General features: G+C 71.5%; 18 protein-coding genes. 10 read left to right on the top strand and 8 right to left on the bottom strand.

All coding sequences use genetic code 11. From position 1 onward, the window contains the following. The first annotated feature begins 1 nt into the window (after position 1). On the top strand, positions 2–850 hold the full coding sequence (gene map, locus FH608_RS24430) for a type I methionyl aminopeptidase (protein ID WP_139632932.1): 849 nt from the start codon (positions 2–4) through the stop codon (positions 848–850). Positions 851–856: 6 nt separating this feature from the next. On the opposite strand, the gene FH608_RS24425 is transcribed toward map, so the two are convergent. From FH608_RS24425 to FH608_RS24410, 4 genes are all read right to left on the bottom strand, one after another. Continuing rightward, positions 857–1246 carry a sensor histidine kinase gene (locus tag FH608_RS24425; RefSeq protein WP_139632931.1) on the bottom strand — a complete coding sequence of 130 codons (390 nt, stop codon included), beginning with the start codon at positions 1244–1246 and terminating at the stop codon, positions 857–859. Positions 1247–1474: 228 nt separating this feature from the next. Then, positions 1475–3454, bottom strand: coding sequence for a cytochrome c oxidase assembly protein (locus tag FH608_RS24420; RefSeq protein ID WP_139632930.1), 1980 nt, complete (start codon positions 3452–3454; stop codon positions 1475–1477). Then, positions 3451–4065, bottom strand: coding sequence for a copper resistance CopC family protein (locus FH608_RS24415; protein ID WP_139632929.1), 615 nt, complete (start codon positions 4063–4065; stop codon positions 3451–3453). Before FH608_RS24415 ends, FH608_RS24420 begins: the two co-directional genes overlap by 4 nt. 43 nt (positions 4066–4108) lie before the next feature. Beyond that, positions 4109–5392 carry a helix-turn-helix domain-containing protein gene (locus FH608_RS24410; RefSeq protein WP_226899838.1) on the bottom strand — a complete coding sequence of 428 codons (1284 nt, stop codon included), beginning with the start codon at positions 5390–5392 and terminating at the stop codon, positions 4109–4111. Positions 5393–6141: 749 nt separating this feature from the next. Between FH608_RS24410 and FH608_RS24405 the strand changes: the two genes are divergently transcribed. From FH608_RS24405 to FH608_RS51655, 3 genes are all read left to right on the top strand, one after another. Continuing rightward, positions 6142–7467, top strand: coding sequence for a hypothetical protein (locus tag FH608_RS24405; RefSeq protein ID WP_139632928.1), 1326 nt, complete (start codon positions 6142–6144; stop codon positions 7465–7467). Between the two features lies 1 nt (position 7468). Next, positions 7469–8002: a hypothetical protein gene (locus FH608_RS51660; protein ID WP_193318599.1), complete on the top strand. Its 534-nt coding sequence runs from the start codon at positions 7469–7471 to the stop codon at positions 8000–8002. A gap of 326 nt (positions 8003–8328) precedes the next feature. Then, positions 8329–8838: a hypothetical protein gene (locus FH608_RS51655; RefSeq protein WP_193318598.1), complete on the top strand. Its 510-nt coding sequence runs from the start codon at positions 8329–8331 to the stop codon at positions 8836–8838. 34 nt (positions 8839–8872) lie between these two features. Here the strand turns inward: FH608_RS51655 and FH608_RS24390 are convergent, their stop codons facing one another. Beyond that, the gene (locus FH608_RS24390) at positions 8873–9403 is read right to left on the bottom strand and encodes a hypothetical protein (RefSeq protein ID WP_139632926.1); all 531 of its coding nucleotides are present in this window, start codon (positions 9401–9403) and stop codon (positions 8873–8875) included. A gap of 318 nt (positions 9404–9721) precedes the next feature. Beyond that, positions 9722–11335 carry a PucR family transcriptional regulator gene (locus FH608_RS24385; protein ID WP_139632925.1) on the bottom strand — a complete coding sequence of 538 codons (1614 nt, stop codon included), beginning with the start codon at positions 11333–11335 and terminating at the stop codon, positions 9722–9724. A gap of 95 nt (positions 11336–11430) precedes the next feature. On the opposite strand from FH608_RS24385, the gene FH608_RS24380 reads away from it, so the two are divergent. The 3 genes from FH608_RS24380 to FH608_RS24370 are packed head-to-tail and all read left to right on the top strand — an operon-like array spanning position 11431 to position 15307. Beyond that, positions 11431–13650: a xanthine dehydrogenase family protein molybdopterin-binding subunit gene (locus FH608_RS24380; protein WP_139632924.1), complete on the top strand. Its 2220-nt coding sequence runs from the start codon at positions 11431–11433 to the stop codon at positions 13648–13650. Further along, positions 13634–13867 carry an EF-hand domain-containing protein gene (locus FH608_RS24375; protein WP_139632923.1) on the top strand — a complete coding sequence of 78 codons (234 nt, stop codon included), beginning with the start codon at positions 13634–13636 and terminating at the stop codon, positions 13865–13867. Before FH608_RS24380 ends, FH608_RS24375 begins: the two co-directional genes overlap by 17 nt. A 60-nt stretch (positions 13868–13927) precedes the next feature. Next, the gene (locus tag FH608_RS24370) at positions 13928–15307 is read left to right on the top strand and encodes an NCS2 family permease (protein WP_139632922.1); all 1380 of its coding nucleotides are present in this window, start codon (positions 13928–13930) and stop codon (positions 15305–15307) included. On the opposite strand, the gene FH608_RS24365 is transcribed toward FH608_RS24370, so the two are convergent. After that, on the bottom strand, positions 15304–16230 hold the full coding sequence (locus tag FH608_RS24365; protein ID WP_139632921.1) for an excalibur calcium-binding domain-containing protein: 927 nt from the start codon (positions 16228–16230) through the stop codon (positions 15304–15306). The two genes, FH608_RS24370 and FH608_RS24365, sit on opposite strands and share 4 nt — an antisense overlap. A 148-nt stretch (positions 16231–16378) precedes the next feature. On the opposite strand from FH608_RS24365, the gene ald reads away from it, so the two are divergent. Then, positions 16379–17494 (top strand): alanine dehydrogenase, encoded by a 1116-nt coding sequence (ald, locus tag FH608_RS24360; protein ID WP_139632920.1) that lies wholly within the window; start codon positions 16379–16381, stop codon positions 17492–17494. A gap of 34 nt (positions 17495–17528) precedes the next feature. Here ald and FH608_RS24355 read toward each other — a convergent pair whose 3' ends face one another. Next, positions 17529–18215 carry a DUF3105 domain-containing protein gene (locus FH608_RS24355; protein WP_139632919.1) on the bottom strand — a complete coding sequence of 229 codons (687 nt, stop codon included), beginning with the start codon at positions 18213–18215 and terminating at the stop codon, positions 17529–17531. 132 nt (positions 18216–18347) lie between these two features. On the opposite strand from FH608_RS24355, the gene FH608_RS24350 reads away from it, so the two are divergent. Beyond that, positions 18348–18971: a DUF305 domain-containing protein gene (locus FH608_RS24350; RefSeq protein WP_226899837.1), complete on the top strand. Its 624-nt coding sequence runs from the start codon at positions 18348–18350 to the stop codon at positions 18969–18971. Between the two features lie 4 nt (positions 18972–18975). After that, positions 18976–20376 carry a phytoene desaturase family protein gene (locus FH608_RS24345; RefSeq protein ID WP_139632917.1) on the top strand — a complete coding sequence of 467 codons (1401 nt, stop codon included), beginning with the start codon at positions 18976–18978 and terminating at the stop codon, positions 20374–20376. The last annotated feature ends 1 nt before the right edge of the window (position 20377 follow it).

Below are 20377 nucleotides of genomic sequence, written 5' to 3'. Positions count from 1 at the left end.
CATGACGACACTGCTCCAGCCCGGCCGAGTTTCGCCCATGCGAAAGGTCCCCGCCAGCATCGAGCGGCCGGAGTACGTCGGAAAGAAGCGCCCCAAGACCGGCGAGCCCGACGTGAAGACCCCGGAGATCATCGAGCGCATGCGCGTGGCCGGCCGCATCGCCGCCCAGGCGCTCGAGGAGGTCGGCAAGCACGCCCAGCCGGGCGTCACGACCGACGAGCTCGACCGGATCGGCCACGAGTTCCTCCTCGACCACGGCGCCTACCCGAGCACGCTCGGCTACAAGGGCTACCCCAAGTCGTTGTGCACGTCGATCAACGAGGTGATCTGCCACGGCATCCCCGACGACACCGTGCTCCAGGACGGCGACATCGTCAACGTCGACATCACCGCCTACATCGGCGGCGTCCACGGCGACACCGACGCCACCTACCTCGTGGGCGAGGTGGACGAGGAGTCGCGGCTGCTGGTGGAGCGCACGCGCGAGGCGATGATGCGCGCCATCAGGGCGGTCGCGCCCGGCCGGCAGCTCAACGTGGTGGGCCGGGTCATCGAGGCGTACGCCAAGCGGTTCGGCTACGGCGTCGTGCGCGACTTCACCGGGCACGGGATCGGCACCAGCTTCCACTCCGGCCTGATGGTGCCGCACTACGACGACCCGTCGCTGCGGGTGGAGCTGGTGCCGGGTATGACGTTCACGATCGAGCCGATGCTCACGCTGGGCACGATCGAGTACGACATCTGGCCCGACAAGTGGACCGCGGTGACGCGCGACCGCAAGCGCACGGCCCAGTTCGAGCACACGCTCGTGGTGACCGAGACGGGCAGCGAGATCCTCACCCTGCCCTGACGTTGCTCAGTGGCGCCCGGGCACCACTCCGGTCACCGTGGTGCCCTCACCGAGCACGCTGTTGACCGACAGGCTCCCGCCGATCTCCGCGAACGCCGCCCGCATCCGGGCGATGCCGCTGCCCGCCGACGTGAGGGAGCAGCCCTGGCCGTTGTCGCTGACCGTCATCCGCAGCCCGCTCGTGGAGGTCGTCACCGCGATGGACACGACCCGGGCCCTGCTGTGCAGCTCGACGTTGGACAGCGCCTCACGCATCGCGGCCATGACGGCGCCCGCGACCCGCGCCGGCACGTCGGTGGCGGGCAACGCCCAGGTCTCCACGGCGATCCCCGTGCGCTCGGACCACTCGGCGAGGTGGCTTTCGAGCGCCTCGGCCAGGCTCTGCCCCCCGCGCATCCGTGTCTCTTCCGACAATGGTCTTCGCCTTCCTCGGCACGCCGGGCCCGCGCCGGTCCCCACTCCGGCGCTCCCACCTGGCGGTGCGCAATCCCCCCTCAAGGCCCACGCACGCTAGCTGATGAGGTTATGCCCGTCTCCCCTCGGAGCAAGGCTACCTGCCGGTGCAGGGACGTGTAGTGCGAAGATAGAAGGCCATGGCCGAACGGCTACGCGCTCATGGAGCGCCTACTCGGCCTTGTCGGCGCGGTTGAGGCGGGCGAGGTAGTCGTTGTAGGAGTCGAGGGCGGGGTCGGCGGTGCCGCCCGCCCGGTCGGCCCGGCGGTCGGAGCGCCGCGCCTGCCTCTCGTCGTCCCTGTACCACTGCACGGCGATGGCCAGCAGCACGATCACCGTCGGGATCTCGCCGAAGCCCCAGGCGATGGCCCCGCCGTCGTGCTGGGTCTGCAGCAGCGACTTGCCCCAGGTGCGGCCCAGCTGCTCGTACCAGCCGGACGCGATCACCGTGCCGGTCATCATCATCGCGATCCCGAAGAACGCGTGGAACGGCATGGTGACGAACAGCATCAGCAGCCGCCCGACGTGCGGCAGCCGGTTGGGAGCCGGGTCGATCCCGACGATCACCCAGAAGAACAGGCACCCGCTGAGCAGGAAGTGGAGGGTCATCCAGATGTGCCCGAGGTGCTCCTGCATGGCCGACTCGAACAGCGGCGTGAAGTACAGGGCGTACGTCGAGGCCACGAAGATGAAGGTGGCCACGCCGGGATGCGCGATGACCTTCGTGAACCGGCTGTGCAGGATGGTCGTGATCCACTCGCGCGGCCCCCGGTCGCCCCTGCGGGCGGCGGGCTTGAGAGCGCGCAGCGCCAGCGTGACGGGACCGCCGAGGACGAGGAAGATCGGCACGACCATGGAGAGCGTCATGTGCTCGATCATGTGCATGTCGAACATGACCTTGGCATAGCGGGCCAGGCCGCTCTGCGTGCTGAAGACGAGCAGCGCCACCCCGATGAACCACGACACCGTACGGCCCCAGGGCCACTTGTCGCCGCGCCGCAGCAGCCGGACCACACCGGCCGCGTAGAGGCCGCCCAGCAGGACGGCGACCAGGCCGAAGAACAGGTCGAACCACCACAGGGTGAACACGTTGCCGAGCGTGATCGCGGCCGGGAGCGGGAAGCCGAGCAGCTCGTAGGCCCGGTCGGCGGGCACGCTGAACTCGGGCGGCTGGGTGCGCGACAGCGCCACGGCGATGCCGACCGTGGCGAGCATGAGCAGCATCTCTCCGGCGGCCAGCCGGGTGAACGCCCCCGGCCTGCGCTTGTCCAGGTCGACCAGCGTGCGCTGCCGGTGCCAGTAGCCCACGTAGCCGAGCAGCACGAAGGCCACGATCTTGGCCAGGGCCAGCAGGCCGTACGTGCTGGTCCACAGGTCGGAGACCGCCGCCAGCCGAGCCACCAGGCTGAACACCCCGGACAGCCCCACCCCGGCGTAGCACCAGAGGGCCATGGTGGAGAAGCGGGCCGCGGCCACCTCCAGCCGGGGCTGCTTGCGCACGGCGTGCACCGCCAGCACGGCCAGCCCGCCGACCCACAGCGCGAGCGTCAGCAGGTGCAGCGCCACGGCCGAGGTGGCCAGGTCGTGGTTGGGAGAGGACGAGCTGTGCCCGGTGAGCGGCACGGGCAGCAGCGTCACCAGCGCGAACACCAGCAGCCCCGCAGCGGACCCGGCGGTGATGGCGCCGCGCGAGAACAGCGCGATCGCCACGCCGAACAGCACCACGAGCGTGAGCGCCACACCCTGCGTGGTCTGGGTGGCGTAGCTGGTGAGAATGGTGCGGTCGAGGATCTGGGGGACGGTCCTGCCGATGGAGTCGGCGGCGCCGAACACGATGGCGGCGAACGCGGACCCGGCCCAGGCCAGCGCCGCCCACGAGGCGGCCTGGACGTACTGGACGGCGCTCTTGCCGAGCATGCCCTTGTCGCTGGGCAGCAGCATGGCGGCCATCAGCAGCAGGCCGATGGTGGCCAGGCCCGACAGGTCCATGGCCAGCTTGGACAGCGGCAGCCCCCACCGGACGACCGTCCCGGAGTCGGGCAGGCCGGGGATGATCCTCGGGAACGCGCTGCCCCCGGCGATCATGCCGGCCGCCAGGGCCACGATCGCGATGACCGCCCCGGCGAACGCGAGCCGCGCCGCCCTGCTCATGGCTTCCTTCTCCGCGCGCTGAGCAGGAACCCGATGCCGATGCCGATGAGCGCGCCGATCACGATCACCAGCCAGACCGGGAACGTCACGTCCTGCTCGGCCGAGGCCTGGTCGGCGGCCGCGCCTTCGTCGGCGGCCACGGCCTGGTCGGCCGGCGACGCCTCGCCGGGCGAGGCCTGCGCCGGGGGCGGCGGCGCGGAGGCCGCGCTATCGGAGGCGGGCGGGCCGTCGCTGGGCGACGCCGGTGACGCCCCCTTCACCGTGAAGGGGATCTCGTCCTCGATGGGGTGCCCGTCGGACGACACGACCCGGTAGGCGATCGTGTATTCCCCGTCGGGCAGCGGCCCCTCGACCGCCTGCGTCACCACCTTGCCGTCCACCTCCGGCTTGCCGCGTTGGTGCTGGGCGTCGCCGGCGCCGCGCACGATCACGAACGGCTGGCGCACGCCGGCGGTGAACTCCAGCCGAACCTCGTCGAGGGTCTCGACCGACGTGCCCTTGGCAGGCGAGCTGCTCTTGAGCGCGTCATGCGCCAGCGCGGGGGCGGCGGTGACGAGCACGAGCAGGGCGGCGAGGACAGCGGTCAGCGCCGCGAGCGGGGATCTGTTCATGGCACCCCCAGGCTACCGACGCCACCACCCGGTCCTGACCCCGCTACAGCCCCGCACAGGCCAGGGCTCGCTGGTAGGCCGCGACGGCGTCGTCGGTCTCGCCCAGCATCTCCATGGTCTCGGCGGCGGCGTACCAGGTGCCGGCCACCCGTCCTGAGTCGGGCAGCGGCGCGAGGCGGTCGCGCACGGCGCGGGCGTGCACCCCGGCCTGCGTGAAGTCGCCCAGGGCTCCGTGGCCCCGGCTGATCAGCAGGTCGGCCTCCGCACCGAGGGCCCGCGCGTTGTCCGGCAGCGCCTGCTGGCCGGCCCGGACGTGGTCGAGCGCCTCGGCCGGCGAGCCCAGCACGATCTCGGCCCTGGCCAGCTCGATCCGGCACCGGGCCATGTCGACCGCGCTCGCCGAGGTCTGCGCCAGCTCCTCGGCGGCACGCGACAGGGCGTCGCGGGCGGCCCTCGCCTGGTCGGGACGGACCCTCAGGATCAGCGAACCGAACGCGGTCCGCATGCGGGCGATGTTGCGCGAATGGCCGGTCTCGGCCTGCACCGCGAGTGCGCGCTCGGCGAAACCGAGCGCTTCCGCGCCGTGCCCCGTGCTCTGCGCCACCAGCGCGGCGTTCCAGTTGGCGGCGACGATCGACCTGGGCGTGCCCAGCAGGTCGGCGGCGTTGAGGAGTTCGGCGGCGAACTGGCTGGCCCTGAGCATGTCGCCGCGCCAGAGGTAGGCGGACAGGAGCGTGGCCCCCAGCTCGACGTGCAGGTCCGTCCAGGTGGGGCGGCTGGAGCCGCCGAGGATCTGCTCTCCGACCTGGACCGCCTCGGTGAGCCTCTCGCTGTCGCGGTAGACCCGGCACAGGGCGATGGCCAGCTCGACCGCGCGCTCCGGAGTGGTCTCCTCGGTCCGCAGCCGGGTGAGGAGGGAGATCGCCTCGTCGAGCTCGCCGATCGCCTCGGTGGCCAGTGCCAGCCCGAATTCCGTATCTTGACGAAGCTTGGTGAGACCTGTCAGGTTGTTGTCCGTCAACAACTCAGCGAAGCGGGTGCGAGCCTCAGAGACCTCACCGTTCTCCAGGGCGAGCCGCGCGTAACCCAGCGCCAGCTCGATGTCTTCCATCTGCTCGGCCGTGACACCGTTGACCAGATAGGAGAGCGAACAGTCGAGCTTCTGAGCCAGCAGCTCCAGCACCGCCGGGGTCGGGGTCCGCTTACCGCTCTCGATCAGAGAGACGTAGCTGTCCGACAGCTCTGGATGCGCGAGCTGCGCCTGCGACAGGCCTCGTTGACGCCTGACTGTCTTGATACGGAGTCCGACCATGTCAGATGTGGTCACAGCTGCCGCTCCCTGAGATTATTACGTCCAAGCACCACAAGTAGGCGAGGGAGAGACCCCCATGCGCACCCGTACTGCTCTGGCCGTACTCGTTGCCGCGATTACGGCCGTTGTGGCCGTAGGAGGCAATGTTACGACCGTAAGTGCCGACTCGTCTCCTGTGCAGATGCAGGCAGATGTTTCTCCTTGCTGCTGAGCGAGGGACGACCACCACTCTCCAGGCGGGGCGGCGCACGGTGTTGACGTGCACGCGCTGCCGCACCGCACAGGCGTTCCACGAGCGGCGCCGTCGAGGAAGGTGACAGCGGCCAGACCGCGAAGGAGCGGCGTACGCCCCCCGGCAGCGTGGCCGGCAACAGCGCGTGCGAGCAAATCAGATCGTCGGCCCTCACACCTCCGGCACGAGCCCCGGCGGGCCGCCTGGCATGGCCCGCTTCCTCCGCGCCGCCCTTGACGGCGGCAGCACCGGTCAGAGCCGCTCAGCCCCACGCGAAGACGGGTGCCGGGCAGGGCGGCCAGCACCTTCACCCCGGTCATCCCGGTCACCCAGGCGCGTGGCCGCTCGGTGGCGTCCGCTCGGACGGCTCGCTCACGTCGGCGCCGAGCAGGTAAGCGCCCAGCTCAGGCCCCCATCACCCGATATATCGGGCTATCCATCCACTTCTCCGCCTGCAGCCACTTCGCCGGAAAGGTCCACGGAGCCGGTACGGAGTTGGCCATACTTGATCGGCAGACGATTGCGGGGAACGATGCCGGAGACGAGCATGGTGTGGACGAGGCGGGCGGTGCTGCTGGCCGGAGGGTTACTGGCCACGGGATGCAGCGGCCCTCGCCGGCCGTCGATCCAGAGCGAGGACTACGGGTCCGGCACGGGGACCGGCAAACGGCTGCGCAAGGTGCTCGAGCGCCGGGCCAAGGCGCTCAAAGACGGGGATGAGAAGGCGTACCTGGCCGATCTCGACCAGTCCGACGACGAGCTCGTCACGTACGAGAAACTCGTCTTCTCGAACCTCCGGCAGTTCGAACTGGCTGACGTCCACTACATCTCCGACCGCGTGAGCGAGCGGACGCTCGCGAACGGCGAGGTCAGTTTCGGGCCGGTCGTGCGCGTGGCGAAACTCACCGCGGACGAGGGGCCGGGCGACATCGCGCCCGGCGAGAGCTTCGTCTACCGGTTCAAGGACGACGTCATCACCGGCATCACCCCGGCGACCCGGAAGAACCGCAAGAAGCTGGGCGCTTCCGGGCCGCTCGCGGACGCGCCCTGGCACACCGACGCGCTGAAGGTCACCCAGGTCGGCGAGAAGATCTGGCTCGCGGGCGACCGCTCCGTCACCGACCTCGACCGCTACGCCGCGGTCGCCGAACGGGAGCTGCGGACCGTCGAAGGGCTCTGGGACGACCGGCTCACGTACCCCGGGTACGTGCTCTTCTTCACGCGGAGCGCCACGAACTTCCGCCAGTGGTTCGGCCTGGGCACCGACGACGACTTCAACGCGCGCAATCTCGGCTACCAGGTTCGCCTGCTCGGCGTACGCAAGGACGGCCTGATCTACCAGGGCGAATACGCCGCGTCCAGGATCGTGGTGAACCTGAGCAACCACAAGGACGGCGACCCCGCGGCCACGATCCGGCACGAGCTGGCGCACGCGGTGACCGCGCGGGCCACGATGACCGACTACGGCGACTGGGGCCCGCCGATCTGGGCGATCGAGGGTTTCGCCCGCTACATCGAGACCGTCGGCGCCCCGGCGCGCGCATCGGCGATCCGCGCCGAGGTGGCCGCGGGAGTCCGGGCCGGCAAGTTCCGCGGGGCGCCGCCCGGCCGAACGGCTTTCTACGGGCGGGACATCTCCTTCAACTACGCGCTCGGTTCGAGCGTCTTCAGCCTCGCCGAACGGCTCAAGGGCAGGAAGGCGGCGGTGGAGCTGTACGCGCAGATCATCAAGCACCCCGACTCGAGCGGTTCCTTCTTCGAGTTACCGATCTTCGACGGCATGGCCCGGGAGGTGCTCGGCATCTCGGCGAGCGCCTTCCGGAGCCGGTGGAACGGCTTCGTCCGGAACGGTTCCTGACATGGCGGCCCGCTCACGCCGGACCATCGTCACCGTGGCCGGCCTGCTCGCACTCCTCCTCGCCGGCACGGGCGCGTACCTGTTCACCCGCGACATCCGCCTCAACCAGTTCACGCAGTCGTGCGGCTCCCGCGACTGCATCCCCGGTCTCCAGGCGTCCGGCGTGACGGAGGCCCTGAAGAAGAAGGGGCACAGTTGCAAGCGCCAGGAACACGACTCCTGGTTCTGCGACCTGGTGATCGGCTCCATGACCTTCAAGGCGACGATCTCCTTCTCCGACGGATACGTCTACCGGCTCACCGCCGACGTCTTCCACGCCGACAACGGCAAGCTCACCAAGGCGGGGATGGCGTACCTGACCTGGTTCGCCACCCTCCCCTACCGGGACGACCCCGCGACCTCGGCCGACATCACGAAGTGGCTGGCCGAGCAGGTGGCCGCGGCGAAGGACACCAAGGCCAGGATCGCCGACTACGAGTACGTCCTGCTGACTCCCCAGAAGTCCGTCGAGCTCGACATCAGGATCCCCTCATGAACCCAGTTCAGTACTCGCCTGACGGCAGGTTCTGGTGGGACGGCGCGGCCTGGCGCCCGGTCCAGCCCCCGCCACAGCCCGTACCACCGCACACGGGTCCACCGCATCCAGCACCACCGCAACCAGGACCACCTCAGCCCGGTCCACCGCATTCGGGACCGCAGCACCCGGGACCGCCTCAACCAGGGCCACCGCAACCTGGGCCGCAGTATCCCGGCCCGCCGCAGCCGGGGGTGCCGCATCCGGGCGGGCCCGGCTCTCCGAGGAAGAAGGGCCTGCTCCTACCCCTGATCGGCGTCCTGTTACCGGCCCTTCTCCTGGGTGGAGTGCTGGGCGGCGTCACGGGCCTGGTCACCACGGGGGTGCCGGGAAGCACCACCCCACCCGCCTTCGCCGCCGACTTCCCCGGAGGGGATCAGCAGTACCTGCCGAGCGTGACCCTCGCCATGATCGTCGACGACTGGATGAAGAAGGCGAACTCCTGGAAGTGCACCCAGGAAGCGGGCGACCCGGATGCCTGGAGCCGCGCCAAGCAGCGAACGACATGCGAGCCACCTGACGGGAGGGGGGACATGTACGTGGACATCGAGTACGACGCCCCCGACAAGGTCAAGGTCGTGGAGGCCACCTGCCGCCTCGGCAACTACACCCGGGCGTGCACCACCCTCTTCTCCACGATGGCGGACGCGGTCTTCATAGGCCGGCCCAAACTGCGCAAGAGCGTGGCGGCGTGGGCGAAGAAGAACGCCGACAGCGAGAGGCACACGATCATCGGCGGTGTCCGCCTGCAAGCCAACCTGGAACCCCACGGCCTGCGCATCACCCCTGAGGTGTGACCAGCGGGCGTGTCCGGGGCGCGGGCGCCCCCGCCTACGAATCCGACTCCGAGCCGTCGCCCAGGACGTCGTCGATGTGCGTGGCTTCGAGAGCGCGCCGCAGCCAGACCTCCAGAAGGGCCAGGTCGGTGCACGTGGTGATCTGCTGGTGCTGGTCGGGAGGAACGTCGATGCCGCGGAAGCGGAGAACGGCGAGCACGGAGGCCGCCTCTCCCGCGGCCCGGCCTTCTTCCCGACCTTCCTCCCGGCCTTCTTCCCTGCCCTTTTCCCGGCCTGCGTCCCGGCCCTTGCGGTACAGGTTCTGGGCCCAGGGGCTGTGCTCGGGGATGTAGATCGTCACGGTCTCCTCCAGAAGCCGGCGTGCGTGCGGCGCGGCCATGTCGATAGTGTAACCAAAGAGGGACGCTGCGTCGTCGGCCGGCAGGTCGGCGAGCAGTTTGATGAACGCCTCTGCGACCTCCGGCAGGTGGCCGTGCGCCATCACCGACAGCGCCGCTGTCAGCAGGTCCGCGGCCATCTGATGCGGGTCGGTCAGGACGGGGATGTGGTCGGGCCCGACGATCACGGGGCGCATCGTGATGGTCAGGCAGCCGCTGCAGATTTGTACCGGCGCGAGGAAGCGCCCCGCACCGGGAGTCCGGCAGGACCTCGACGATGGTGGAGAACCATCGGTCCTGGAGCGGACCGCCGAACACGACGGTCTCGGCATGCATCTCCCTGGAGATGCGGTCTCGTAGGTCTCCTGGCCCGACCCACAGCGGACCGTCGGTCGGCAACTTGATGCCGCCAACCTCGCGCAGCAGGCGTATCGGCAGGTCGAGATGGTGCTCGTTGCCTGTAGGCCGTCACGACAGTGGCCACAAATTTGGGGTTGACGGCCTGGTCACCGTGGCGGGCCCGTGTCCCGTAGGGCCAGGTAGAAGTCGACCCGGTCCGCCATCGTCGCCAGGTTCCGGCCGGTCAGCTCCTCGATCCTGCGGATGCGGTAGCGCACGGTGTTGACGTGCACATGGAGCTGTTCCGCGCAGGCGTTCCACGAGCCCGCGCAGTCGAGGAAGATGCCGAGGGTGCGCACCAGCTCGGACTGGTGCCTGCGGTCGTAGTCCAGGAGCGGCGACAGCAGGCGGGCCGAGAAGGAGCGGCGCACGTCTCCCGGCACCGTGGCCAGCAGTAGCGCGTGCGTGTAGATCTCGTCGCTGGTCACCACCCCTCCGGCGCGGGCCTCGGCCAGCCGCCTGGCGTGGCCCGCTTCCTCCACGCCGCCCTTGACGGCGGCGGCGCCGGTGAGCGAGCCGCTCAGCCCCACGCAGAGGCGGGTGCCGGGCAGGGCGGCCAGCACCTCGGCGCCGGCGCGGAGTCGCTCTGCCAGTTCGGCGGTGGTGTGCCCGCGCAGCGGCGCCAGCGCCACCGCGCCATCCGTGCCCGCGACATAGGGGGCCCGCGCGACACCGGCCCCGCCGTCGGCGCCCGGCGCACCGGCCCTGCCCGCCGTGAGCGCCTCACCTGCCGTGAGTTCCCCGCCTGCCGTGAAGGTCGCGCCGGTGGCGGCCACGATCTCGCGGCCGAGCAGTTCCTCCACGACCTGGCCGCCCAGCGTGGCCGGCCCGGGATCGCCGGGACGCGGCTGGTCGACCTCCAGGGTGGCGTTCACGATGGCGTACGGCTCGGTCGCCTCGATCCCGCACGTCCGCAGCCTGGCGTTGAGCTCGGCCACGTCCGACTCGGCCAGGGCGGCGACGACGAGCTGCTCGATCAGGCGGCGCTCGACGCGGCGGCCCTCCTCCATGCGCCCGCGCTCCAGCCCGACGCAGGCGGCCAGCTCGTAGCCCAGGTCGGCCCGGTCGAGGAGGTCGCCGTCGCAGGCCAGCACCCAGCCGGCGGCGCGGTGGCCGCGCCCGACGGCGAAGAGTGTGTGCTCGCCGACGTGCGCGGGCAGCCGGGGCGCGGTGAGGTAGGCGCGCGCCAGCCGTACCGGATCGTCGGCGGCGCCCACGATCACCTCACCGGACGCCGACAGGACGGCGCCGGTGACGCCGAGCTCGGCGGCGGTCAGCTCGAACAGCTCGCTCAGCCCGGCGCCCTCGGCGATGGCGGCGACGAGCCTGCGGTGGCGGCCGAGCGCGTCGCGGACGTCGCCGGAGAGCCGGGGCACGACCAGCTCCGCCAGCGTCCGGAACGACACCTCGGTGGGCACCTCGATGAGCGGCAGGCCGGCGGTCTCGCACGCCGCCACGAGGTCGGCGGGGATGTGGCCGAGCCACGCCTGACCGGCGCCGAGCGCGGCCACGCCGGACCGGACGAGGGCCGCGACGAACTCCCCGGAGTCGCCGGGCTCGTGCCACCACATCAGGCCGGACAGCACGAGCTCGCCGCCGGCCAGGTAGCGGCCCGGTTCGGGCAGGTCCGTGATGTGCACGGTGCCGAACTCGCGTGCGGGGTCGCCGGCGAGCAGCCTCAGGTGCAGCTCGTCGATGGCCAGCAGGTCAGAGATGCGCACTTGGAGGAATATACAAGCCGGTCGGGGCATCCGCTGACCGGGATTTCACGCGGCGCGCATAGGAGTCGGCGGGGCGGCGGTGCTCTACTCGGAGAATGACGGAGACGACCCTGCGGCACGGAGTGGGGACGAGCGCGCGCCGCCCGGACGCGGCGCTGAAGGTGAGCGGCGAGTTCGCCTACGCCTCCGACCTGTGGCTGGACGGCATGGTGTGGGGCGCGACGCTGCGCAGCCCGCACCCGTCGGCGTGGATCCGCTCGATCGACGTGGGTCCCGCGTTGCGGATCCCGGGCGTGCTGACCGTGCTGACGCACGAGGACGTGCCGGGTGAGAAGTTCTACGGGCTGGACCACAGGGACCAGCCGGTGCTGGCCATCGACGAGGTCCGCTACCAGGGCGAGCCGGTGGCCGTGGTCGCGGCCGACCATCCGGAGACGGCCCGCAGAGCGGCCGAGGCGATCGTGGTCGCGTACGAGCCGCGCGAGGCGGTGACGGACCCCCGCCAGTCGCGGCGGTTCGTCCGGCACCAGCCGGTGCGGCGCGGTGACACGTTCGAGGCCGAGGTCGTCGTCACCGGCGAGTACGAGGTCGGCATGCAGGATCAGGCCTTCCTCGGCCCGGAGTCGGGCCTCGCGGTCCCGGCGGAGGACGGCGGCGTGGACCTGTACATCGCCACCCAGTGGCTGCACGTCGACCGCGACCAGCTCGCCCCCTGCCTGGGCCTGCCCCCGGACAAGGTACGGCTGACGCTGTCGGGCGTCGGCGGCGCGTTCGGCGCCAGGGAGGACCTGTCGATGCAGGCGCACGCCTGCATGCTGGCGCTGCGGCTGAACCGGCCCGTGAAGATCGTGTACGGGCGGGAGGAGTCGTTCTTCGGCCACGTGCACCGCCACCCGGCCCGGATGCGCTACGAGCACGGCGCGACCCGTGACGGCCGGCTGGTCTATGTCAAGGCCGACATCCTGCTGGACGGCGGCGCGTACTGCTCCTCCTCCCCCGCCGTCGTCGGCAACGCGGCGTCGCTGGGCGTTGGCCCGTACGAGGTGGAGAACGTGCGGGTGGACGCGACCGGCGTCTACACCAACAACCCGCCGTGCGGCGCGATGCGCGGGTTCGGCGCGGTCCAGGCGTGTTTCGCGTACGAGTCACAGATGGACCGGCTGGCCGAGGCGTGCGGCCTGTCGCCCGTGGAGATCCGGGTGCGCAACGCCGTCTCGCAGGGCTCCCATCTGATCACCGGCCAGGTGATCGACTCCCCGGCCCCGCTCGCCGGGATGCTGCGCGAGCTGGAGGCGATGCCGCTCCCTGGGCCCCTCGCTGGGCCGCTCCCTGGGCCGCTGCCCGACGGCGTCCCCGAGGGCCTGCTCTCCAGGCCGGGCGGCGTCTCCCAGACCACGCACGGCGAGTCCGTCCGGCGCGGCGTCGGCTACGGCGTCGGCATCAAGAACATCTGCTTCTCCGAGGGCTTCGACGACTACTCCACGGCCCGGGTCCGCGCCGAGCTGGTCGGCGGCGAGCCGCACGTCACCGTGCACACGGCGGCGGCCGAGGTCGGCCAGGGCCTGGTGACGGTCCAGGCCCAGATCGCCCGTACGGAGCTCGGCATCGCGAACGTGACCGTGGCCACCGCCGACACCTCGGTCGGCTCGGCCGGCTCCTCGTCGGCCTCGCGCCAGTCGTACGTGACCGGCGGGGCGGTCCGGGCGGCCTGCCTGGCCGTCAGGGAGCGGTTCGAGGGGCTGCCGCCGGAGAAGGCGCTGGAGGCGTTCGGGCCGATCGAGGAGACGCGCGAGTTCCGGCACCGGCCGACGTACCCGATGGACCCGCTCACGGGCCAGGGCGACTCCCACACGCAGCTCGCCCTGTGCGTGCACCGGGCCGTCGTGGACGTGGACGTGGAGCTGGGGCTGGTCAAGGTGGTGGAGCTGGCGGCCGTCCAGGACGTCGGCACGATCCTGAACCCGCAGGCGCTGGAGGGCCAGATCCACGGCGGCTCGGCGCAGGGGCTCGGGCTGGCGCTCATGGAGGAGATCCAGGTCCGGGACGGCCGGGTGCTGAACCCGTCGTTCACCGACTACCTCATCCCCACCATCCTCGACATGCCGCCCATGCAGCTGAAAATCCTGGAAAATCCGGACCCGGCGGCGCCGTACGGGCTGCGCGGCGCCGGCGAGCCCCCGACCCTCTCCTCCACCCCCGCCATCGCCGCCGCGGTCCGCGCCGCGACCGGGCTCCGGTTGACGCGCGTTCCGATCAGGCCGGAAGATATCGCCTTGTTCGAGAACGGGGAGGTATCCGATGACAAGCGCACGTGATGCGGCCGAGGCCGAGTTCAAGCGGTTCGACGCCGACGGCGACGGCCTGCTGACGGCCGCCGAGATCCGGCAGGCCAACGAGGCGCTGGGCGGGCTCGGCGCGTCCGAGAGCGAGATCGAGGCGTTCATCACCTCGGCCGACAGCGACGGCGACGGGACGATCGGGCTGGAGGAGTTCGTCGCCCTGGTGGGCCACGGGCGCCACGAGAAGGCGTGATCTCGTCCCCCGCCGGGTAGCAAACCGGCGTTCCCCCTGATCATCACGGAGGGGGCGTCGGTGCTCGACCGGTTCTTCGAGCTCACCGGGCGGGGGACCACCGTCGGCCGCGAGATGCGTGGCGGCGTGACCACGTTCGTGGCGATGGCCTACATCGTCCTGCTCAACCCGATCATCCTCGCCGGCGCCACGGACGTCACCGGCGCCCGGCTGTCCATCGCGCAGCTGACCACGTCGACCGCGCTGGCCGCGGCCGTCTCCACGCTGCTGATGGCCGTGGTCGGCAACGCCCCCTTCGGCCTGGCCGCCGGGCTCGGGCTCAACGCGGTCGTCGCCTACCAGGCGGCGCCCCACATGACCTGGCCCGAGGCGATGGGGCTGGTGGTGCTGGAGGGCCTCGTCATCATCGTGCTGGCCGTGACGGGCCTGCGCACGCTGATCATGAACGCGATCCCGCTGGCGCTCAAGCACGCCATCAGCGTCGGGATAGGCCTGTTCATCGCGCTGATCGGCCTCGTGGACGCCGGTTTCGTGGCGCGCGGCACCGGCACGCCGGTGCAGCTCGGCGCCACGGGACACCTCACGGGCTGGCCGGTCGCGGTGTTCTGCTTCGGCCTGCTCCTGATGATCGCCCTGTACGCGCGCAGGACCCCGGGCGCCATCCTCATCAGCATCATCCTGACGGCGATCCTGGCGATCGCGGTCAACTCGCTGGCCAGGATCGCGCCGGGATCGTGGGGCGTGGTGACGCCGCGCGTGCCCGAGCGCCTGATCGCGGCCCCGGACTTCGCGCTGGTCGGCGCCTTCGACGTGACCGGCGGGTTCGCCAGGGCGGGGGCGCTGACGGCGGCCGTGGTGCTGTTCACGCTGGTGCTGTCGGGGTTCTTCGACGCGATGGGCACGATCATCGGCGTCAGCGACGAGGCGGGGCTGGTGGACGAGCGCGGCCAGGTGCCCCGGCTGGGCCGCGTCCTGACCGTGGACGGCGTGGCGGGCGTCGTGGGCGGCTCGGTGAGCGCCTCGGCCAACACCGTCTTCGTCGAGTCGGCCGCCGGGGTCGGCGAGGGCGCGCGCACCGGGCTGGCGAGCGTCGCCACCGGGGCGCTGCTCGGGCTGACGATGCTGGTCACGCCGCTGGCCTCGGTGGTCCCGGCCGCCGCTGCGGCGCCCGCGCTGGTGCTGGTGGGGGCGCTGATGATGACGCAGAGCAGGAACGTGCCCTGGGGCGACCCGGACGTGGCCGTGCCGGCGTTCCTGACGATCGCGCTGATGCCGTTCACGTACTCGATCACGAACGGCGTGGGCGCGGGCGTGATCGTCTACACGCTCGTCAAGGCCGTCAGGGGACGCCTGTCCGAGATCCCGTGGTTGCTCTGGATCGTCTCGCTGGTCTTCCTGGCCTACTTCGCGATCGACTGGCTGGAGGAGGTCTTCGCCTAGCGGATGTCGCCGCTGTTGCAGGCCACGCCGTTGCCGTCCACGTCGACGTACCAGGAGTATTCCTCGTGCGTGCCCCTGTGGTAGGGGCCGTAGCCGGCGGTCACGGCCTCCTTGCAGCTGGCGAACCGCTTGTCGGGGGTGCGCCGGGAGCCCGGCGCGGGGTCGGTGGTGCCGGTCGTCCCGGTGCCCGGCTGTCCGGTGGTGACCGGTTGCCCCGTGGTGACCGGCTGTCCGGTGGTGCCGGGCTGGGCGGGCGTCCCCGTGCCGGTGGGGTCAACCGGCGACGTGCCGGTGCCGGGGCTCGACGTCGTGCCGGTGGCGGGGCTGGACGTGCCGCCCAGCAGGCGGGCCACCAGGGCGTCGGCCTCCGCCTGCTCGAACCCGGCGATGCTCATGCTGTCGCCGTTCATGTACTGGGTGACGACGGGCGCGGCCAGCACGACCTTGGGGGCGTCGGGCTGCTCGGGGGCCAGGACGACGGCGAGCTGCCGCTGGTCGGGCACCAGCTCGTCGACGAGCTGCACGACCCGCTCCTTGAACGCCGGCGCGATCGCGATGCGCACCGAATACTGCCCGTCGTTCTCGCGCACCGCCTCGATCTCCTGCACGGCGCCGACCGTGACGCCGTCCTCCAGGAGGTAGCAGGTGGTCTGCTTCTCGTCCAGCACGGCCTGGACGCCGGGGCAGGGCGCCGCCTGGGTCGACCGGACGGGGGCGAAGTGGACGGGCACCGCGAGGTGCCGCGGCGGCGTGCCGCCTAAGATCGGCGAGTCGGGGCTCCTGGTCATCAGGACGGCGACCGTGCCGAGCACGCCCGCGATGAGCACGACGAGAACGAGCGAGACGATCAGCACGATGGTGGTGAGTCGGCTGGCCTTCGGCTCCCCCGGGTCCGCTGTCTGCGGCTCTTCGGGCTTGTCCATCGATGACGATCCCATCCTGACGTTCGGGCTGCGGTGAGCCTATCGAGGTCCGGCTGCACCGAGGTAATCAGCCGGACAATCATCATTTTTCCGGGGTATGGGAGGAAAGATGGTGGTGTAAGAGGATCTCGCCGAGAAGAGCTCGACCATGAAGATCGGCGTTCCACGAGAGGTCAAGAACAGCGAATACCGCGTGGCGCTCACCCCGGCCGGCGTCCACGAGCTGGTGCGCCACGGCCACCAGGTCTTCGTCGAGCGGGAGGCGGGCCTCGGCTCCTCGATCCCCGACGCCGGCTACGCCGCGGCCGGCGCCGTCCTGGTCCAGGACGCCGACGAGGTCTGGGCGGCCGGCGACCTGGTTATGAAGGTGAAGGAGCCGGTGCCCGAGGAGTACCACCGGTTGCGCGAGGGGCAGGTGCTCTTCACGTACCTGCACCTGGCCGCCTCCAAGGGGTGCACGCGGGCGCTGCTCGACTCGGGGTGCACCGCGATCGCGTACGAGACCGTCCAGACGCCGGACGGGGCGCTGCCGCTGCTCGCGCCCATGTCGGAGGTGGCGGGGCGGCTCGCGCCGCAGGTGGGGGCGTACCACCTCATGCGGCCCAGGGGCGGCAGGGGCGTGCTCATGGGCGGCGTGCCCGGCGTGCGGCCGGCCGGCGTGGTGGTCATCGGGGCGGGGGTGTCCGGCATGAACGCCGCCGCCATCGCCCTGGGCATGGGGGCCGAGGTGCTGCTGCTCGACACCAACATCGACAAGCTGCGCCATGCCGACCTCGTCCACCAGGGACACTGCAGGACCGTCGCCTCCAACACGCTGGAGATCGAGCGGGCGGCGCTGGAGGCGGACCTGGTCATCGGCGCGGTGCTGGTGCCCGGCGCCAAGGCGCCCGAGCTGGTGAGCAACGACCTGGTGAGCCGGATGAGGCCGGGCTCGGTGTTGGTGGACATCTCGATCGACCAGGGCGGCTGCTTCGAGGACTCCCGGCCGACCACGCACGAGCGGCCCACGTACGAGGTGCACGAGTCGATCTTCTACTGCGTGGCCAACATGCCCGGCGCGGTGCCGCACACCTCGACGTACGCGCTGACCAACGTGACGCTCCCGTACGCGCTGGCCGTCGCCGACCTCGGCTGGCGGCGGGCCATGCGCGAGGACAGGGCCCTCGCGCTGGGGCTGAGCACCCACGAGGGCCGGCTGACCAGCCGCCCGGTGGCCGAGGCGCACGGGCTGGAGTGGACCGCGCCGGAGCGCGTCCTCTCCTGACCGGCGGCGCCCCGGGACCACCCGGCGACGCGGGCTACTTCGTCTGCTCCATCGGCGCCTGCTGGTTCCCCGTGGGCTCCGGCGGCAGCGGCGCCTGGTCGGCCGTCGTGGTGATGGCGTCGGGACCGCCGCACACGGCGCCGGGCTCAGGCGTGTCCGCGCCGTTCTGGTACTTCTTGATGAACGCCACGAGCTTGGGGTCGGCCGGGTCGGTCAGCTTGAGCTGGTGCCCCCACGTCGACGCGACCACCGGCGACGGCAGGTCGGGGTACGGGCTGACCAGCATGTAGTCCTGCTGGCCCGTGGAGGTGGCGACGTCCTTCAGCTTGTCGATCTGGGCCTTGGGCAGGTCGGGACGGTAGGTGATCCAGACGGCGCCGTGCTCCAGCGAGTGCACGGCGTGCTCGTTGTGGATCGGCTTGTCGTAGATCGCGCACTGCTGCCAGTAGTTGTTGTGCTGGCCGCCGACCGGGGGCGTCTCCTTGTACGTGACCGCCGTCCACACGTGCTGACCGGCCTCGTACGAGTAGTCGCTCACCCCGGCGAGCGAGCTCTCCTGGGCCCGCTTGACCAGGTAGAAGCCGACCAATCCGACGAGAACCACGATGATGAGACCGCCGGTGCCCCAGATGAGCAACGCGGCACGGCGTTGCTTGCGCTTCTGCTCGGCCCGCATCTTGGCCAGATGCTCGCGCCTCGCCTGCGTCTTCTCCTTCGTCATCGTTCTCCCATCGGCGTGCCAACTCCGGTCACCCTATTGCCTCATGGGGTATGCGGAGAATACGACCCCTATAAGGGTCGGATCACAATGCGCCCTTCCGATGAGTACGCTGGACGGGCCATGGAAAAGCCCGTGAGGAATCCCGTCCTGATCGCCTGCGGCGTGCTGGTGCTCGTCGTGGCCGCCTTCCTGCTGTTCTTCCGCGACGGCACGCCCGGTGACACCTCGCCGGAGGCGGGGTTCGCCCGCGACATGGCCACGCATCACGCGCAGGCCGTCGACATGGCGTTCACCATCCGCGACAAGGGCCCGGCCAAGGAGATCGCCAGCCTGGCCTTCGACATCATCAACACCCAGGCCAACCAGCGCGGCATGTTCCTGGGCTGGCTGCAGCAGTGGGGGCTGCCCCAGGCGACCGACCAGAAAGAGATGGCCTGGATGAACGGCCACGGCCACGGCGGCACCGCCTCCGCCACGCCGGGGCTGATGCCTGGCATGGCCACGCCCGAGCAGCTGACCCAGCTGAAGCAGGCGCAGGGCACGCAGGCCGAGGTGCTGTTCCTGCAGCTGATGATCCGCCATCATGAGGGCGGCGTGCAGATGGCCGAGGGGCTGCTCAAGCTGTCCACCCGCCCCGAGGTGGTCGGCATGGCACAGAAGATCATCCAAGGTCAGAGCGGGGAGATCAAGCTGATGACGGAGATGCTGCACAAGCGCGGCGCGCAGCCGTACCCGTCGATCCTGACGTCCCAGTAGCCCGGTGGACGCCGACGCCGTCGTCGTGGGGTCGGGACCCAACGGGCTCGTCGCCGCCGTCACGCTCGCCCGCGCGGGGCGCAGGGTGCTGCTGCTGGAGGCGGCCGACCGGTTCGGCGGCGGGCTGCGCTCGGCCGAGCTGACGCTGCCCGGCCGGGTCCACGACGTGTGCGCCACCGTGATGGCGATGGCGCTGGCCTCGCCCGCGTTCCGGTCGCTGGAGCTCAAGGGCGTGCAGTTCGCCCATCCTCCCGTCGCCGCGGCCCATCCCCTCGACGACCGGCCCGCCGTGCTCGTGCACCGCGACGCCCGGTGTACCGCCGAGGGGCTCGGGCGCGACGCGCGGGCGTGGCTGGCGACCGCCGGAGCGGCGGCGCGCGGCGGCCTGCCGCTGGTGGAGCTGCTGCTCAAGCCGCTCGGCCCGTGGCGACTCGACGTGCCGGCGTTCGCGCGGGCGGCCCGGTTCGGGGCGGCGGCCGTGCTGCCGGCCACGACGCTCGCCCGGCGGGTGTTCGGCACCGTGGAGGGGCGGGCGCTGATCGCCGGCATGGCCGCGCACACGGTGAACGACCTGCGCTCGCCCCTCACCGGCGGCTACGGGCTGATGCTGGCGGCCCTGGCCCACCTGGTGGGCTGGCCGCTGGTGCGCGGCGGGTCGCAGGTGCTGGCCGACGCGCTGGTGGCCGAGCTGAGATCGCTGGGCGGGCAGGCGGTCACCGGCCACCGCGTGCGCCGCCTCGCCGAGCTGTCCGCGCCGACGGTGGTGCTGGACGTCTCGCCCCGGCAGCTCCTCGCCATGGCCGACCTGCCCCCGGCGTACCGCCGGCGGCTGTCCCGCTTCCGGCGGGCTCCCGGCGTCTTCAAGATGGACTGGGCGCTCGACGGGCCGGTGCCGTGGCGCGACCCGGGGGTCGCCGGCGCGGGGACGGTGCACCTGGGCGGGACGCTGGAGGAGATCGCGCTGAGCGAGGCGGAGACGGCCGCCGGGCGCCACTCGCCCCGTCCGTACGTGCTGGCGGTCCAGCCGTACGCGGCCGACCCGACGCGGGGCGGGCACACGCTGTGGGCGTACTGCCACGTGCCCAACGGCTCGGACGTGGACATGACGGACGCCATCGAGACCCAGATCGAGCGGTACGCGCCGGGCTTCCGCGACCGGGTGCTGGCCCGGCACGCGATGGGGCCGGCCGCCCTGGAGGCCGCCAACCCCAACCTGGTGGGGGGCGACATCACCGGCGGGCTCACCAGCCTGGCGCAGTTCCTGCGCCGTCCCGTCTGGTCGCCCGCGCCGTGGCGCACGCCGCTGCCGGGGGTGTTCCTCTGCTCGGCCTCCACTCCCCCGGGGCCCTCGGTGCACGGGATGGGCGGCTGGCAGGCGGCCCGCCTCGCCCTCCGCGCCGGATGAC

Origin of the sequence: Nonomuraea phyllanthi (assembly GCF_006334985.2) — a bacterium.
Taxonomy (GTDB): domain Bacteria; phylum Actinomycetota; class Actinomycetes; order Streptosporangiales; family Streptosporangiaceae; genus Nonomuraea; species Nonomuraea phyllanthi.
The sequence above is the reverse complement of the archived record's forward strand: the minus strand, read 5'-3'. Positions and strand labels throughout refer to the sequence as shown.